The sequence below is a fragment of the Mycobacterium arosiense ATCC BAA-1401 = DSM 45069 genome (assembly GCF_002086125.1).
GTDB classification, from domain to species: Bacteria; Actinomycetota; Actinomycetes; order Mycobacteriales; family Mycobacteriaceae; genus Mycobacterium; species Mycobacterium arosiense.
This window is the reverse complement of record NZ_MVHG01000058.1, coordinates 17,299-33,207: the sequence shown is the minus strand read 5'-3', so window position 1 is coordinate 33,207 and position 15,909 is coordinate 17,299. Positions and strand designations below refer to the sequence as shown.

14 protein-coding genes are annotated in these 15,909 nt (G+C 67.4%); 8 read left to right on the top strand and 6 right to left on the bottom strand.

Translation table 11 applies throughout. From position 1 onward, the window contains the following. On the top strand, positions 1-116 hold a 116-nt coding region (locus BST14_RS32675; RefSeq protein WP_438502189.1), incomplete at its 5' end, for a hypothetical protein. A 15-nt stretch (positions 117-131) separates the two neighbouring features. Continuing rightward, the gene (locus BST14_RS19410) at positions 132-635 is read left to right on the top strand and encodes a SixA phosphatase family protein (protein WP_083066009.1); all 504 of its coding nucleotides are present in this window, start codon (positions 132-134) and stop codon (positions 633-635) included. 114 nt (positions 636-749) lie between these two features. Here the strand turns inward: BST14_RS19410 and BST14_RS19405 are convergent, their stop codons facing one another. After that, complete coding sequence (locus BST14_RS19405) at positions 750-1,322, bottom strand: DUF3558 domain-containing protein (RefSeq protein ID WP_083066008.1); 573 nt, start codon at positions 1,320-1,322, stop codon at positions 750-752. After that, on the bottom strand, positions 1,319-1,876 hold the full coding sequence (locus BST14_RS19400; RefSeq protein ID WP_083066007.1) for a DUF3558 domain-containing protein: 558 nt from the start codon (positions 1,874-1,876) through the stop codon (positions 1,319-1,321). Before BST14_RS19400 ends, BST14_RS19405 begins: the two co-directional genes overlap by 4 nt. A 182-nt stretch (positions 1,877-2,058) precedes the next feature. Here BST14_RS19400 and BST14_RS19395 point away from each other — a divergent pair, with 182 nt between their 5' ends. From BST14_RS19395 to BST14_RS19385, 3 genes are all read left to right on the top strand, one after another. Further along, a complete protein-coding gene (locus BST14_RS19395) occupies positions 2,059-3,825 on the top strand; it encodes an ABC transporter ATP-binding protein (protein WP_083066006.1) in 1,767 nt (588 codons plus the stop codon). Next, a complete protein-coding gene (locus tag BST14_RS19390) occupies positions 3,822-5,729 on the top strand; it encodes an ABC transporter ATP-binding protein (RefSeq protein WP_083066005.1) in 1,908 nt (635 codons plus the stop codon). The genes BST14_RS19395 and BST14_RS19390 overlap by 4 nt, the downstream gene beginning before the upstream one ends. A gap of 131 nt (positions 5,730-5,860) precedes the next feature. After that, a complete protein-coding gene (locus tag BST14_RS19385) occupies positions 5,861-6,205 on the top strand; it encodes a DUF732 domain-containing protein (RefSeq protein WP_083066004.1) in 345 nt (114 codons plus the stop codon). 69 nt (positions 6,206-6,274) lie between these two features. Here BST14_RS19385 and abmR read toward each other — a convergent pair whose 3' ends face one another. Together abmR and BST14_RS19375 are read right to left on the bottom strand one after the other, a co-directional pair. Then, positions 6,275-6,859, bottom strand: a complete 585-nt coding sequence (gene abmR / locus BST14_RS19380; RefSeq protein ID WP_083066003.1) for an ATP-binding transcription factor AbmR — start codon at positions 6,857-6,859, stop codon at positions 6,275-6,277. A gap of 335 nt (positions 6,860-7,194) precedes the next feature. Further along, entirely contained in the window at positions 7,195-8,346 is a 1,152-nt protein-coding gene (locus BST14_RS19375; protein ID WP_142279493.1) for an adenylate/guanylate cyclase domain-containing protein, read from the bottom strand. 11 nt (positions 8,347-8,357) lie between these two features. On the opposite strand from BST14_RS19375, the gene BST14_RS19370 reads away from it, so the two are divergent. Continuing rightward, positions 8,358-8,855, top strand: coding sequence for a DNA-deoxyinosine glycosylase (locus tag BST14_RS19370; RefSeq protein ID WP_083066001.1), 498 nt, complete (start codon positions 8,358-8,360; stop codon positions 8,853-8,855). On the opposite strand, the gene BST14_RS19365 is transcribed toward BST14_RS19370, so the two are convergent. After that, positions 8,852-10,237, bottom strand: a complete 1,386-nt coding sequence (locus tag BST14_RS19365) for an amidase (RefSeq protein WP_083066000.1) — start codon at positions 10,235-10,237, stop codon at positions 8,852-8,854. The two genes, BST14_RS19370 and BST14_RS19365, sit on opposite strands and share 4 nt — an antisense overlap. Positions 10,238-10,320: 83 nt before the next feature. On the opposite strand from BST14_RS19365, the gene BST14_RS19360 reads away from it, so the two are divergent. Beyond that, positions 10,321-10,755 carry an HIT family protein gene (locus BST14_RS19360; protein ID WP_083066011.1) on the top strand — a complete coding sequence of 145 codons (435 nt, stop codon included), beginning with the start codon at positions 10,321-10,323 and terminating at the stop codon, positions 10,753-10,755. Positions 10,756-10,955: 200 nt separating this feature from the next. After that, on the top strand, positions 10,956-14,822 hold the full coding sequence (locus tag BST14_RS19355) for a bifunctional diguanylate cyclase/phosphodiesterase (protein WP_245845544.1): 3,867 nt from the start codon (positions 10,956-10,958) through the stop codon (positions 14,820-14,822). A gap of 18 nt (positions 14,823-14,840) precedes the next feature. On the opposite strand, the gene BST14_RS19350 is transcribed toward BST14_RS19355, so the two are convergent. Then, positions 14,841-15,872 carry an LLM class flavin-dependent oxidoreductase gene (locus BST14_RS19350; RefSeq protein ID WP_083065998.1) on the bottom strand — a complete coding sequence of 344 codons (1,032 nt, stop codon included), beginning with the start codon at positions 15,870-15,872 and terminating at the stop codon, positions 14,841-14,843. Positions 15,873-15,909: the final 37 nt, after the last annotated feature.

The following is a 15,909-nucleotide window of genomic DNA, read 5'->3' as shown; positions in this document are numbered from 1 at the left end:
CCCAATGGATCCCACCCCCACACCTCGACCGCGGCCAACCCCGCACCAACACCTTCCACCACCCCGAAAAACTGCTCGGCAGCGATCGCGATGACCACGACTTGCCGCCGGACTGATTAACCTGATCCCTCGTGACTGGTCAGCGCACCTTGTTGTTGATGCGGCACGCGAAGTCCGGTTACCCGCCCGGCGTCGCCGACCACGATCGGCCGTTAGCGCCCCGCGGCATCCGGCAGGCCGGCTTGGCCGGCGACTGGCTGCGCGCCAACGCGCCCGCCATCGATGGCGTGCTGTGCTCCACGGCGACGCGCACCCGTCAGACGCTGCTCAACACCGGCGTCGATGCGCCGGTGCGATACAGCGAGCGCCTCTACGCCAGCACTCCCGGCACGCTGATCGACGAGATCAACATGGTGGACGATGCCGTCAGCACCCTGCTGGTCATCGGGCACGAGCCGACGATGTCGGCCCTGGCGCTGGGATTGGGCCGCGCCGGAGATACGAATGTCGGCGCCGCCGAACGGATTTCGGCTAAGTTTCCGACGTCGGCGATCGCGGTGCTCACGGTGCCGGGCGCATGGAAAGAGGTGGAACTCGGCGTGGCAACGCTGATCGACTTCGAGGTGCCACGCTGAGTCGATGGCGGCGACCCGCTGCGCCCGGCTTCGCCGCCCTTGCGATCGCCGCTGAGTCGATGGCGGCGACCCGCTGCGCCCGGCTTCGCCGCCCTTGCGATCGCCGCTTACTGATCAGGAGTTGGTGGCCAGCGTCAGCTCCATCAGCTTGATGGCCTGACCGCACGCGTCGATGCCCGGCGCCTGCGGGTTGATCCACCATCCGACCACCCCGGCGGCATCGCTGGCCACGCCGCACGCACCGTTCGGGTCGTCGGGCCGCATCACGATCGAGTCGATGCCGGCGATCGAACGCGTCTCGATCTTGTACTTCAAGAATTCAGCGACCTTGCGCTCATTGGACAGGCTGCCCTGCTCGAACCAGAACCGGGTGATGTCGATCAGGCCGGCCGGATTGGCCGCCTGCCAGCGGCAGATCGCACCGACGAACGTGCTCTGAATGTCGAGCGGGTCGGCACCCACCGTCTTGGCCAGGATGTCGCTGGTCAAGACCTCACATTCCTTGAGCAGGTTCGGATACTGCTGCTGAGAGTTGTTGTTGCGGGGCACATTGCCGCCCGCCTTGACCGCGTTGCCCCCGATCGAGCGGGAACAACCCGTCAAGACCAACAGCGCCGCGATCAGCACGGCCACGACGATGCGGGCACTGTTTCTACCGCGCGATCCGGCACGCGTCGAGGCCATCATTTCGAATTCGCAATCGACTGACGAGCCAGTTCCTTCGCTATGTCGCACGGCGGCGGGAACGGCTTCTGACTGAAACTGATCGACCACTCGATGAAGTCGTCCTGGAATTGAATGCCCACCTCGCACAGCGAGTCGCCCAGGTTGGGCTCGTTGCCGATGGCGATGAAACCGCCGTGGCCGTTGATGTTGATGTCATCGACGCTGGCACGCGAAAGCTCCTCGGTCTTGCGTTCACGACCAATGGGGCTACCGCGATACCAGGAGAAGGAGAAGTGCGGCCCCAGGATGCCGCCACCGGCGAGCCACTGGCAGCCCACGGAGTTGCGGGCGGTGTTGATCAGCCCGGTGACCTTGGTGAGCTCCGCTACGGTCTGGTCGCTGATGCCGCCGCACTGCGGGAACATCGCGCCGTGGTTGCCCTGCCCGCTCTGCGGCGTCGACGGCGCCGTCGCGCCCGGTTTGTTACCGCCGGAATCGGAGCAGCCCGCAGCCGCGGGGATCAGGATCGTCACTGCTGACGCCACGAAAGCCAGCGCCCTCGTGCTACGCCGCACCGCTACCCTGCTTCCGCTCCGCCCGCTGCTGGTCCACACGATGCACTGTAGCGGCAGCCCAGCGGGTCAACCACCGACGCGCCTGAGCAGCCATTTCGGGGCCGCAAACGCGTGGGGTGCGGACTTTGACCGTCCGGCGGTTGGCGAGGACGGCCGCGGGACCGGTATGCGACAGTTACCCCATGCTCCTGGCACTGCTGCGCCAGTACATCCAGCCGTATCGACGGCTGGTGGCGGTGCTGATGGTGCTGCAGCTGATCGGCAACCTCGCGTCGCTCTATCTGCCGACCGTCAACGCCGCCATCATCGACGAGGGTGTGGCCAAGGGCGATACCGCCACAATCGTCCGGCTCGGCATGGTCATGCTCGGGGTCACCGCGATGCAGGTGCTGTGCTCGGTCGGGGCGGTCTATTTCGGCTCGCGCACCGGGATGGGCTTCGGTCGCGACCTGCGCGCCGCCATGTTCGAACACGTCACCCGCTTTTCCGAACGCGAGACCGCCCGGTTCGGGGCGCCCACACTACTGACGCGCAGCACCAACGACGTGCGGCAAATCCAATACTTGGTCCAGATAAGCGGCACCGTGCTGGTGACGGCCCCGATCATGTGCCTCGGCGGGATTTTCATGGCCGTCCGCCAGGAGGCCGCGCTGACCTGGCTGCTGCTGATCAGCGTGCCGATCATGGCGGTGGCCAACTATTGGGTGATGTCGCACATGTTGCCGCTGTTCCGCCGGATGCAGGGCCTGATCGATGGCATCAACAGGGTGATGCGCGACCAGCTGGCCGGCGTACGGGTGGTCCGCGCGTTCGCGCGGGAGGGTTTCGAACGTGACCGCTTCGCCCGCGCCAACACCGCGCTGTCGCACACCGCACTGACCGCGGGCAACTGGCAAGCGTTGATGCTGCCGGTGACCACGCTGACGATCAACGTGTCCAGCGTCGCGCTGATCTGGTTTGGCGGGTTGCGCATCGACCGCGGCCAGATGCAGGTCGGTTCGCTGACCGCCTTCCTGGCCTACTTCACCCAGATCCTGATGGCGGTGTTGATGGCGACGATGACGCTGGTGGTATTGCCGCGCGCCTCGGTGTGCGCCGAGCGGATCAGCGAGGTACTCGCCACCCGCCCCGCGGTGGCCGACCCGCCGAATCCGCGCTCGCCGCGCGGCGCCATCACCGGAACGGTGCGCCTGGACGGCGCGACGTTCACCTACCCGGGCGCTGATCGCCCCGTGCTGCAGGACATTTCGCTGACGGCGGTGCCCGGAACCACCACCGCCATCATCGGCAGCACCGGCTCGGGCAAGTCGACGCTGGTGTCGCTGATCTGCCGGCTCTACGACGTGACCGGCGGCGCCGTCTCGGTCGACGGCATCGACGTCCGCGATTACCGGATCGAGCGGCTGTGGTCGGCGATCGGGCTGGTTCCCCAGCGCGGCTACCTGTTTTCCGGGACGGTCGCGGACAACCTGCGCTATGGCGCCGCCCCGCACCAGACGCTTACCGAGGAACAGATGTGGGAGGCGTTGCGGGTGGCCGCCGCCGACGATTTCGTGCGGGCCCACGATGACGGGCTGCAGATGCGGGTGGCCCAGGGCGGTATCAACTTCTCCGGCGGGCAGCGGCAACGACTCGCCATTGCCCGCGCGGTCATCCGCCGCCCGGCCATCTATTTGTTCGACGACTCGTTCGCCGCGCTCGATGCGCGCACCGACGCACGGGTCCGCGCCTCGTTACGGGAGGTGGCCGGTGACGCCACCGTCATCGTTGTCACACAACGTATTTCGATCGCATCCACAGCAGACCAGGTGATCGTGATCGACAACGGCAAGCTGGTGGGCGCCGGCACGCACGAGTCACTGCTGACCGATTGCACCACCTACGCCGAATTCGCCGACTCGCAGTCGATCGGCGCCGTGCGATCCGGTCGAGTCGGGGGCACGCCGTGACGCGCGCGGCCACCCAGGCGGCCAACCGGACGGCCCCGGCAACCCGTTCCCGTGACTTCTGGGGATCGGCCGCCCGCCTGGTGAAACGGCTTGCGCCGCAACGACGGTTGTGCATCGCGGTCATCAGCTTGGGTATCACCGGCACGGCGATCGGCGTGGTCGTCCCGCGGATCCTGGGGCACGCCACCGACTTGCTGTTCAACGGTGTCATCGGGCGCCAACTGCCCGCCGGAATAACCAAGGCCCAGGCCGTCGCTGCAGCACGCGGCCGCGGCGCCAATACCTTCGCCGATTTGCTGTCCGGGATGAACGTGGTGCCCGGTCATGGCGTGGACTTCGGGGCGGTCGCACGAACGCTTGCGCTCGCGCTGGCGCTCTATCTCGTTTCCGCGCTGCTGATTTGGATGCAGGGCCGGCTGCTCAACGTCACCGTGCAGCGCACCATGGTGGGCTTACGTTCCGATGTCGAGGACAAAATCCACCGGCTGCCGTTGTCTTACTTCGACGGACGCCAGCGCGGCGAGTTGCTGAGCCGAGTCACCAACGACGTCGACAACATCCAATCGTCGCTGGCGATGACGATCAGCCAGCTGCTGACCGCGATCCTGACCGTGGTGGCGGTGCTGGCGATGATGCTGTCCATCTCGCCGCTGCTGGTGGTGATCACCGTGCTGACGGTGCCGCTGTCACTGATGGCGACGCGGGCGATCGCGCGGCGTTCCCACCGACTGTTCGTCGCGCAGTGGACCAGCGTCGGACGCCTGAACGCCCACATCGAGGAGACCTACAGCGGTTTCACGGTGGTCACGACGTTCGGCCACCAGGCGGCGGCGCGCGAGCAGTTCCGCACCCTCAACGACGACGTCTACCAGGCCAGTTTCGGCGCTCAATTCTTCTCCGGGTTGGTGGCACCCGCGACGACGTTCGTCGGCAACCTCGGCTACGTCGCCGTCGCCGTGGTCGGCGGCCTGCAGGTGGCCACCGGCCACATCACCCTGGGCAACATCCAGGCGTTCATTCAATATGTGCGACAGTTCAACTCACCGCTGAGCCAGCTCGCCGGCATGTACAACACCCTGCAATCCGGGGTGGCCAGCGCCGAGCGTATTTTCGCGCTGCTCGACGAGCCCGAGGAAACGCCGGATCCCCCGGCCCTTGCCCCAATCGGCGCGGCCGGCGCGAGCCCCGGTGTACGCGTCGAGTTCGTTCACGTGAGCTTCGCCTACCGCCCCGGCACTCCGGTGATCGCAGACCTGTCCATGGTGGCCGAACCGGGTGACACGGTGGCGATCGTCGGGCCGACCGGGGCGGGCAAAACCACGTTGGTGAACCTGCTGATGCGGTTCTATGACGTCGGCGCGGGCCGAATCTTGATCGACGGGGTCGACATCAGCACGATGGATCGCCGGTCGCTGCGGTCGCGAATCGGCATGGTGCTGCAGGACACCTGGCTCTTCGACGGGACGATCGCGGAAAACATCGCCTACGGGCGTCCCGACGCCGGTGAGGACGAGATCCTCGACGCGGCCAAGGCCGCCTACGTCGACAATTTTGTGCGGACCTTGCCCGCCGGCTACCAGACCCGGATCAGCGGTGACGGCGGCAACATCAGCGCCGGCGAAAAGCAACTCATCACCATCGCACGCGCGTTTCTCGCCCGCCCGCAGTTGTTGATTCTGGACGAGGCAACCAGCTCGGTCGATACCCGCACCGAGGCGCTCATCCAGCACGCAACGTGCGAACTGCGCCGTGACCGCACGAGTTTCGTTATCGCGCACCGGCTTTCGACGATTCGCGATGCCGACCGCATCGTTGTCGTCGAGGCCGGCCGGATCGTCGAACAAGGCAATCACGCTGAACTACTCGCCCGGCGCGGCACGTATTACGAGATGACGCAGACGTAACGCCGCGCGTCTCGCGGGGGCATTGATAAGCGTCCGCGATCGCTACCAAGAAGTTATTGAGAAGACACCACGGAACAAACGAGACGCTGGGATCGTCCTATTCAATAACGCACCTGAAAGGGGTGGCAGCAATGTTCGCAAGCCGCATCACGACGATCGCCACCACCGCAATCGGCACCGCCGCCATCGGGCTCGCGGCCGTCGGCTTAGCCGGGACGACCGCCGCCAGCTCCGTGCAGACCGCCGATGAGGCATTCCTGAGCCAGATGCAAAGCCTCGGCGTGTCTTTCCCGTCGACCCAAGCCGCCGTGCAGACCGGCCACCAGGTATGCACCGAACTCGCCGCCGGCCAGACGCCGACCGCGGTCACCGTCCACATCTTCCGGCACACCAGCCTGACTCCGCCGCAGGCGGCCCATGTGGTCTTGGCGGCGACCCAGGCCTATTGCCCGCAATTCTCCGGTCAGCCCGCCTAAGCCGTCGCCGGCATCGTGCACCTTTCCGACAGCGAGAAGCCCGAGGGCTAGCGGTGCCTTGCGGCCCTGTCACGACTGAATGTCGGGGCCCTGCGAGCGTAGGTCGTCGACCGCCGCCATCGCGTCGCGCAATTTGGCCAGCCACTCTTCGGCGTGCTCACCGACCAGCTTGACCGACCAGGCGAGGGCGTCGGCGCGGGAACGGGCGACGCCGGCGTCGACCAACGTGTCGAGCACCTGACGTTCGGGTTGCTTCAGCCGCGTCATGACCGGGACTGCGATGTGGGTGAACAGGATTCGCTCGGTGCCCGCGGTCGAGGCGACCTCGACACCCCAGGAGACCTTGCGTCCGTAGCGATCCTGCGCCTCGTCGGCGATGTGCATGCGCTCCGAACGGGTGTCCTCGCGGAATCTCGAAGCTCGCCCGGCCGCGCGTGCCTCGCTCGGTTCGCATTCCGCGCTGTCGGGGTCCGGGAGCTTGCCGATGACGGTGATCTCTTCGCGGTCGACGACCACCGTGGGGTCGCCGTCGAACCAGTTCTCCGGAAGACGTCCGGCGAACCACTCCGCTGCGTCGCTGGCGTCGGGTTGCTGGGCCTGCTGCCAGCCGCCGGGGCGGCCGTACCGCCGCCCGTGTGTGTGATGGGCTTTCATGATTACATAATTACACCGTTACATGGGTTAGGGAATGTCCGTTCACGGGCAGCGAAACGACGGACCGCCGCGGACGTGTCGGTCGCGGTCGCGACGCCGGCGCCACGGGGTTCTCGAGGACACGGACCGACCCGGAAAACCCGTTGATCCGGGCTGCTGGTCGGCGTATTTTAGGTACCGAAGCAGGCCCGGGAAGCGACCAATTCGAAGCGCTGGAACACGGGGTAGGAATCCGGCCGCGTAGGACACGCATAAGACGTAGTCAAACGCCCCCTAGAGTCGCACCGGGCCTGCCCATGCGTCGGCCACCCGGTTTCGCCGAAGCAGCGCGGCCGTCAGCCGCCATCGCCGCGCCGGACGCGGAAGAGCTTCACCTCGTTCTTGATGCCCTTCAGGCGCCGGGCGCCGGCGAATGAGCCGGAGAACTCACCGCGCTCTTCGATGACGTCCCAGACCGAATCCGCGACCAGGACCGTGCCCGGGCGCGCCACGTTGGTGACGCGGCTCGCCACGTTGACCGGGCTGCCGAACCAATCTCCGGCCCGGCTGACCGCCATGCCGGAGGCCACCCCCGCCCGCAGCCGGGGAAAGTCGTTGTCGGTGTCGACGGCTTCGACCAGCTTCACGATGACGTCGAGCAACGGCAGCGGATCGGGGCAGACGAACATGACGGCGTCGCCGATGGTCTTGATGAACCGCACCGGCGGCACCGTCATGTCCCGGGCGAGGATGGCCAGCCGATTCGCCAGATGCCCCAACTCCTCGGGTGAGACCGCCTCGCCGATCCGGGTGAAGCCGACCAGATCCGCGAAGGCAACGGTGATTTGGCGCGCCCCGGGTAGCGGCTCACCGGCGGCCCGCTCCGCGGCATTGATCGCCTCGGTTTCCATCATGTGGCGCAGCTGCATGAACAACATGTGCTCGATCATCGGGCCGAGCATGGGCGCGATCTTCCCCACCAAAGCCTTTGACGCCTTGGCGATTTCGAGCTCGCTGGCCCCCGGTCGCATGATCGCCGAAAGCGCTGTGTAGCGCATGACTTCGGCGGCCCGCGACAAACCTTCGGCCAGCACCCGAACCACCAGGACCACCTGTTCGGGATCCAGCCCCAGCTCGACGAATCGCTGGGAGAAGGCGGCGGCTTCGCCGTCGGCGCGCATGTGAACGACCGCGTCCGGGTCGTCTACGCGAACCAGACCGATCGCGCGCTGCACGCGCTGCAACAACCCCAGGTCAATGCCATGGGCCTCGCTGATCTCCCGGGTGGACACGTAGGTGCCGTCATCGCCGATGAGATGGCGGGTGGCCAGCAACAGGGGCGGATTGGTGGTCCGGATCTCCTCGGTGGTGATGCCCTGCTCGAGCAGCCACCTCACCAATTCGGCGCGCTCCGTGCGCGCGGCTCCCTCGAGCCCCTCGAGCAGATCGTCGATATTCTGGTCGGCCCCGTCCTGCACGTTCGTCAACCTACAACGCGGGCCAGCCATGATGTGAGGTGATGAACGCACCGCTGCTGCGGGGATTCCCGCCGGTCGTCGACGAGCGAGCCCGGATACTGATCCTGGGCTCGTTTCCCAGCGCGCAATCATTAGTGGCCGGCCAGTACTACGCAAATCCACGCAACGCGTTCTGGTCGATCACCGGCGAGTTGTTCGGCTTCGACGCGGCCGAGGCCTACGAGGGACGGCTGGTGGCACTGCGATCGCACGGTGTCGCCCTGTGGGATGTGCTCCACGCGTGCCGCCGGGCCGGTAGCGCGGACTCGGCGATCCAGCCAGAGAGCCTGGTGGTCAACGATTTTGGCGAATTCTTCGCGCGCCACCCCGCGATCGCGGCGGTGTATTTCAACGGCGCCAAGGCCGCCGGCCTGTTCCGCAGGCTGGCGGCGGCGCCCGATCAAATTCATTTACAGCGACTGCCGTCGACCAGCCCGGCTCATGTGATGCGGCCGGGGGCCAAGCTCGCGGCCTGGCGGGTGCTGCGCAACCCCGCTTAGGAGACCGGCGGTCGGCGAAGGGCCCACGGTCGGGCCGCTTCGATCTGTGCCGACAGCGACAACAGCGTCGCCTCGTCATAGGGCCTGCCGACGAGTTGGACCGACAGCGGCAGCCGGTCGCCGTCGAGGTCCCAGGGCAGCACCGCTGCGGGCTGCCCGGTCAGGTTCCAAATCTGTTGGTAGGGAACGTATCGACCGACCCGCAGCAGCGTCGACACGGCGCCGCGGCGTTGATAGGCGCCAATGCGCGAGGGGCCCGTCGCCGTGCCGGGGGTGACGACGACGTCGACGTCGTCGAAGATCGCCTGAATCCGCGAGATCACGGCCTCCTCATTCGCCCGGATGGCCTCCATCCGCCGGTCCGAGAAGAAAGACCCCAAGCGGGCCATGCTGCGGGTGCGCGCTTCGAGTCGTTCCGGATGGGCCAGGGCGTCGGCGTCGTCGCAGATACCCCGCAAGTACCGGGGTAGATAGTTGGCGAACATCGCCGACGCCGGATACTCGGGATCGGCAGTGATGACGTCATGGCCGAGGTCGCGCAGCAGCGCACCGGCCTGGTCGACCGCCGTCAGCTCCGCCTTACCCACCCGGACCGGCAACGGGGTCGGCACCTTGGTGCTCAACGCAATTCGCAACCGGCCGGGATTGCGACCCGCCGCGGTCACGAACTCCCCTTCGGGACCGGGCACCGTCGACGTCGCATCCAGGAACACGGCCGCGTCCAGCACCGAGCGCGCGATCGGGCCGTTGACGCTCAGCCCGTACCAGGCATCGTCGTGCGGTTCCAACGACACGCGGTCGCGCTGCGGCTTCAGGCCGAACAGCCCACACCACGTCGCCGGGATGCGAATCGAGCCGCCCCCGTCGGATCCCAAGGCCAGCGGGGCCAGCCCGGCGGCGACCGCGGCGGCGCTTCCCCCGCTGCTGCCGCCCGGGGTACGGGTGGGATCCCACGGATTGCGGGTGGCTCCGAAGGTCATCGACTCGGTGTAGGGGAGCATCATCAGCTCGGGCACATTGGTCTTGCCGATGATCACCGCACCCGCGGCGCGCAACCGGCGCACCACCTCCGCGTCGGAGTTGACCGCGGGCCGATGTCCGCCGCTGCCGAAGGTCGTGACCTCCCCGGCGACGTCGACATCGTCTTTGATCGCGATCGGCACGCCGAGCAGCGGCAGCCGCTCGCCCGCATCCAGACGCTCCTGCGCCACCGCGGCCTCGTGCCGAGCTCGGTCGGCGAGCACCAGGCGGTAGCAACGCAACTGGTTGTCCAGCCGCGCTATCCGCCCCAGGTAGACCTCGAGCAACTCAGGCGCGGTCAGTTCACCGTTGGCCAGCATGCGCGCTTGTGCCGCCGCGCCGGCGAAGGCGAGATCGTTCACCGCCGTAGACTATCCCGCAATTCGTGCCGGGCCCCGGCTGGTCTCGGCGTAGCCAGGGCGAAGCAACCAGTACCGTGGGCGACATGTCCTGCGTGTTCTGCGCGATCGTCGCCGGCGAAGCCCCGGCCATCCGGATCTACGAAGACGACGACTACCTGGCCATCCTCGACATCCGCCCGTTCACCCGCGGCCACACGCTGGTGCTGCCCAAGCGGCACAGCGTCGACCTCACCGACACCGCGCCGGAGACCCTGGCCGGGATGGTCACCCTGGGCCAACGCATCGCGCGGGCCGCGCGGACCACCGAACTCGCCGACGCCACGAACATCGTCGTCAACGACGGCCGCGCCGCTTTTCAGAGCGTGTTCCACATCCACCTGCACGTGTTACCCCGCCGCAACGGCGACAAGCTGTCGGTGGCCAGGGGAATGCTGCTGCGCCGCGACCCGGACCGGGACGCCACCGGCCAGATTCTGCGCAACGCGCTGGCCCGCATCGATGCAAGTCAGCCCGATTAACTTAATCGGCGACCGTCGGGCGCGGCCCCAACCTGGCAAAAGCGACACTTCATCAACATTGCCAGCGGTTTAATGCCCATTGACTCGTGGCGAAGTTGTGCATTGCTTCGCCACACAGCAGGGGATCGGCTGGAGCGGTGATGGAACGCTGGGCGATAAACCCGTGGCGGCGGTCGGGGGTGCCCCCGCGCGTCGGGTGGATGCTCGCCGGCGCATACGGCGTCGCTGAGCTGTTGATCCTGCTCTCCTCTATCCGCGGATGGCACGGCCCTTACGGAACGCGGCCGATCAACGAGGGCGTCGTGGTGGCATGTCTGATTTTCGCAGCGTTATGCGCCGTTCGCGCGGCGCGCCTTAAGGCCCGACGGCAGCGCTACGGCTGGCTGGCGCTGGTGACGGCCCTACTCGGCTGGGCGATGGGCGAGGGCATCTGGGCGGTCTACGACGTGCGACCGGAATTCGACCACGCCGCAAACCCGGCGGCCTCCGAGATCGTGTTGCTGTTGTACCCATTCGGCGCCATGGCGTCATTGGTGCTGCTGTCCAAGGTGTCGCGCAACAGCCCCCGGCGGCTGCTGCTCGACGGCCTCATCGTGGCGACTTCACTGTTCGTCATCTCGTGGGTGTTCGTCGTCGAAACACAGCTGCGGGAGCACACCGGCACGCGGCTGGCGACGCTGGCGGAAATTTTCAGCGACATCGTGCTGCTGACGACGGCGGTTTTGATGCTGGCGCGGGCGCGCCCCGGCGAGCGTCCCAGCCGGACCCTGGTCGCCAGCGGCGTCGCGACGATCGCCATTGCCGACATGTTGATGGTCTTCTACACCGGCGTCGGCAGCTATCACACCGGCGGTGCTGGTGACCTGATCCGGATATCGGGACTCGGGATGTTCACGCTGGCTGGATTGGCCGCTGCGCGCGAAAGTCCGACGCCGGCATCGCCGGAGGAAATCGAATTCCCCGCCCGGCTGTGGCTGCCGTACCTGCCGCTGATCCTGGCGGCCCTGGTCGGCTGGGCGCATGCGGCGGACAACTCGGTGCACGATCCGACGCTCGCGGGGTTGGGCGTACTGGTGGCCGCCGTATTGGCCCGGCAGTTCGTCGTCTTGGTCGAGAACCAGAATCTGCTGTCGGAGGTCACCCGGGAGGCCTTTCGCGACAATCTGACTGGGCTGGCCAACCGCGCCTTGTTTGTACACAGGCTGGAGCAGGCCGTCGCGCGCCGGCATCCCAACGGCACGCCCATAGCGGTGTTGTGTTTGGACCTCGACAACTTCAAGGCGGTCAACGACGCCCTGGGCCATCCGGCCGGTGACGAACTCCTTGTTCGGGTGGCCGGCCGGCTCACCGCGGCGCTGGGCGAACAGGGCACCATCGCCCGACTCGGTGGCGACGAATTCGCTGCGGTCATCGAGACTTCTGTCGAGGAATCGCAGGCGGCCGCGCATCGGATCCTCGACGCGTTCACCGGCGCCATCATGATCGAAGGCATTCCGATCACGGTGCGGCCGAGCATCGGATTCACGGTGTGCACCGGCGCGTCGGCTTGCTCGACGGATCAGCTGCTGCGGCACGCCGACCTGGCCATGTACGCGGCCAAACGCGAGGGTGGCCAATGCATTCGCAGTTTCATGCCCGACCTGCCGCTGCCGTATGCGTTTCCGGCGGCGCCGGTTTCGAACAGGCCCTCGGTTGCATCCCGCGCTGTTGACAGTGACGGCGAGACATCGCAGGACTCGCCACCGGCCTCCGGGGTCGCGACCGCCACGCCGCCGTCCGAGGATGCGCCCGACGCTGTTCCCTGGCCCCCTCGCGACGTCCGGGCCGCTCTGGCGGTGTTGGCGATCGGACTGGTCGCTTTCACCGTGTCCAGTCTTGTCCGCCCCGATGCCGGGCACGGCATTTTCTCCGCCGCGGCCCTGTACACGGCGCTGACCGTAGTCGCGGCCGGGCTGATCACCCTTCGCGCATACCGTGTTTCGGCCGATCGGTTGGCCTGGGCTCTGATCGCCGCCGGAATGGCGTCCTCGGCCGTGGGTGACGTTGTCTATGCCGTGTGGGTGCCCAACGGAAGATCGCCGTCGGTGGCCGACCCGGAGTATCTCGCGTACTACCCCTTCGTTTACGCGGGGCTGGTGCTGCTCATGCGGGCACGGCTCAGACGGCTGCCGATCCCGGTTCAGCTCGACTCGCTCATCTGCGCCCTCACGTTGGCGGCCGTTGCCGCGGCGCTGACGGCGGGACCGATCCGGGCGGCCGCGGTACGCGCCCCGGCTACGGTGTGGGTGGGCATCGCCTACCCGTGGAGCGATTTGCTGCTGCTGGCATTGGCGGCCGGCATGTTGCCGATCCTCGGCTGGCGCAGCGAGATTCGGTGGGCGCTGCTGGTGGTCGGACTGGTCCTGTTTGCGTTCGCGGACGCGGCTTACCTGTTCGAGACGTCGGCCGGCTTGTATCGGACCGGCTCCCTGCTGGATGCTTGCTGGGCCGCGTCGTCGTTGCTCATCGCGACGGCGAGTTGGACCAGATCGTCGTCGATCAAGCCGCCATCCCCAGGCCGAATCGCGCCCTACGCCACTCCGGTGGCGTCCGCCATCGTCGCGTTGGGCGTGATTGTGCTGGCCCACATTTCGCGGCTCGCCGCGACGCTGGCCGCGTTGAGCCTGGTCATGGCAGCTGGGCGGTTTGCGCTGACTTTCCGGGACGTCACCCTGCTGGAGAGCAACGACAAAGTCGCCATGACCGACGAGCTGACGGCGCTGCCCAACCGGCGCGCGCTGGCGACGGCCCTGACCGGGTTGCCCGTTTCGCCGCCACCGGACAGTCCGTCGCTGCCGACCCGAGCCCACGCGCGCCAGGCCCTGCTGTTGTTGAGCCTGAGCGATTTTCACGAGATCACCGACTCTATCGGCAGACAGTTCGGCGACGAGCTACTGTGCCACATCGCAAACCGGTTAGCCGGCTGCGTCCGTCGTGACGATCTGCTCGCCCGGGTGGGCGAAGACCAGTTCGCCGTGCTGCTGTCGGATGGGGCCAACCTCACCGCGGCCAGCGCTTCGGCGGGTCGGCTGCTCGAAGCCCTCAGTGAGCCAATCGCTTTGGACCCGATCACCGTGCAAGTGGACGCCCGCATCGCCATCGCGCTGTGCCCCGACCACTGCGACTCCCCCCGGGAGCTGCTGAACCGCGCCGAAATCACCACGGCCCACGCCAAATCCGCTCGCAGCAAGATCGCGGTTTACGACGCCTCGTTCGAGGCGTATCGCGACAACGACCCCAGCCTCATCGAGGAACTGCGCACGGCGTTGTTCGATACCGACGAGCTAAAACTGCACTACCAACCCAAAATCGACGGTCGCGACCACAGCGTCCACAGCGTCGAGGCGGTGCTGCGCTGGCAACACCCCACGCGCGGGACACTGCTGCCCGAGGAGTTTCTGTCCGTCGCCGAACGCGCCGGGCTGATGCGCAAGATCTCCAACCGCACGCTGAGCATGGCTCTCGCCCAGGTCCGCTCCTGGCGCGAGCAGGGCATGCCGCTCACCGTCGCGGTGAACCTGTCGACGACCAACCTGCTGGACATCGAACTCGTAGGCGCCGTCGAGCGACTGCTCGCCAACTACGACCTGCCCGCCGAGGCGCTGATTCTCGAGATCACCGAGAGCGCACTGGTGGACTCCGTGCGTTCCCGCAACACCGTAGCCGCGCTGCAGAGCCTGGGAATCCGGATCTCGCTCGACGATTACGGCACCGGCTGGTCGTCTTTGGCTCGGCTGCAGGAGGTTTCGGTCGACGAGCTGAAGCTGGACCGGATTTTCGTGGCGCGCTTGGCTCACGACGCACGCTCGGTCGCCATCGTGCGCTCGACGGTGGCGCTGGCGTCCAACCTGGGCGCCGATCTGGTCGCCGAGGGGGTTGAGAACGAGGCCACTCTTAACGCCCTGCGCCGGTATGGCTGCACCATCACCCAGGGCTTCGTACACACCCCGCCGTTGCCGCCGGATGACCTACGGGAATGGATCGCCAAGCATGCACCCCACCCCCACCCGAGCCAGTCCAACGGGTGAGCGGGACCGCCCGGGGCTTCAGAACAGCTCTTTGGCCAGCAGTTCCAGCGTCGCGACCCGCGCCGGCCCGGTGCCGGGATCGGTGCCGCGGCGGGCCGACGCCACCGGGTTGACCATGACTTCGTCCACGCCGAACCGGTCGGCCAGTGCCCGGATCTGCTCGGCGGCCTCGGCCGGCGCCCCCAGGACGGCGCGCTGCAGTCCGCTTTCCACGATCCGCTGCTGCTGGCCGGTCAACCGGGCGAGGGCCGCCTCCTCGACCAGCGGCACCGGCCCGAGCGGCTGCCCGGTCCGCAACCGGGCCATCATCTGCAGGTTGGGCAACATCAAAGCCGTTGCCTCCTCGCGGGTTTCGGCCACCGCGGCGTTCACCGTCAAGAATGTCAGCGGCTCGGCGGTCAGCTCGCTGGGCGTGAATCGCGAACGGTAGACCTCGAGCGCCTCTTCGGTTCCGTTGCCGGAGAAGTGATGTGCGAACACGTACGGCAACCCCTTGGCGGCGGCCAGATGCGCCGAATACATCGACGAACCCAGCAGCCACAGCCGCGGTTCGCCCACCGCGGCCGGGGTGGCCTTGAGGGTGTAATCACCCGAGCGCAGCGGAACGCGTACGCCGCGAGCGCTCATCAGCGCCGCCACGTCGTCGAGATACTCGGGGAAGTTCTCGATGTCACGATCGTCCCGGCCGCCGCGCAGCGCATACGAGGTCACCGGATCGGAGCCGGGTGCGCGGCCGATGCCGAGGTCGATGCGGCCCGGGGCGGCGGCTTCCAGCAGCGCGAACTGCTCGGCCACCGCCAGCGCCGCATGATTGGGCAGCATCACGCCACCCGAGCCGAGTCGAACCTGCGAGGTCTGTGCGGCCAGGTAGGCGAGCACCACCGGTGGGCTGGTGGCACCCACCGACGGCATGTTGTGGTGCTCGGCGACCCAGTAGCGGGTGAAGCCCAGCCGATCCGCGGCCTGTGCCAGCTGCAGGGTGGCCGCCAGCGCATCGCCGGTGCTCTGATCGGTGCGCACCGGGATGAGATCGAGGACGGAAAGACGCACGATGGCGTCAACGCGCGCGGGCCGGCAAACGTTCCCG

What these genes read in the sequence shown, in the direction of transcription:
- BST14_RS19385 (WP_083066004.1), top strand. Translation starts at nt 5,861, where the DNA reads ATGTTCGCAAGCCGCATCACGACGATCGCCACCACCGCAATCGGCACC.
- BST14_RS19375 (WP_142279493.1), bottom strand. Translation starts at nt 8,346, where the DNA reads ATGGCTGGCCCGCGTTGTAGGTTGACGAACGTGCAGGACGGGGCCGAC.
- BST14_RS19355 (WP_245845544.1), top strand. Translation starts at nt 10,956, where the DNA reads ATGCTCGCCGGCGCATACGGCGTCGCTGAGCTGTTGATCCTGCTCTCC.
- BST14_RS19405 (WP_083066008.1), bottom strand. Translation starts at nt 1,322, where the DNA reads ATGATGGCCTCGACGCGTGCCGGATCGCGCGGTAGAAACAGTGCCCGC.
- BST14_RS19395 (WP_083066006.1), top strand. Translation starts at nt 2,059, where the DNA reads ATGCTCCTGGCACTGCTGCGCCAGTACATCCAGCCGTATCGACGGCTG.
- BST14_RS19360 (WP_083066011.1), top strand. Translation starts at nt 10,321, where the DNA reads ATGTCCTGCGTGTTCTGCGCGATCGTCGCCGGCGAAGCCCCGGCCATC.
- abmR (WP_083066003.1), bottom strand. Translation starts at nt 6,859, where the DNA reads ATGAAAGCCCATCACACACACGGGCGGCGGTACGGCCGCCCCGGCGGC.
- BST14_RS19370 (WP_083066001.1), top strand. Translation starts at nt 8,358, where the DNA reads ATGAACGCACCGCTGCTGCGGGGATTCCCGCCGGTCGTCGACGAGCGA.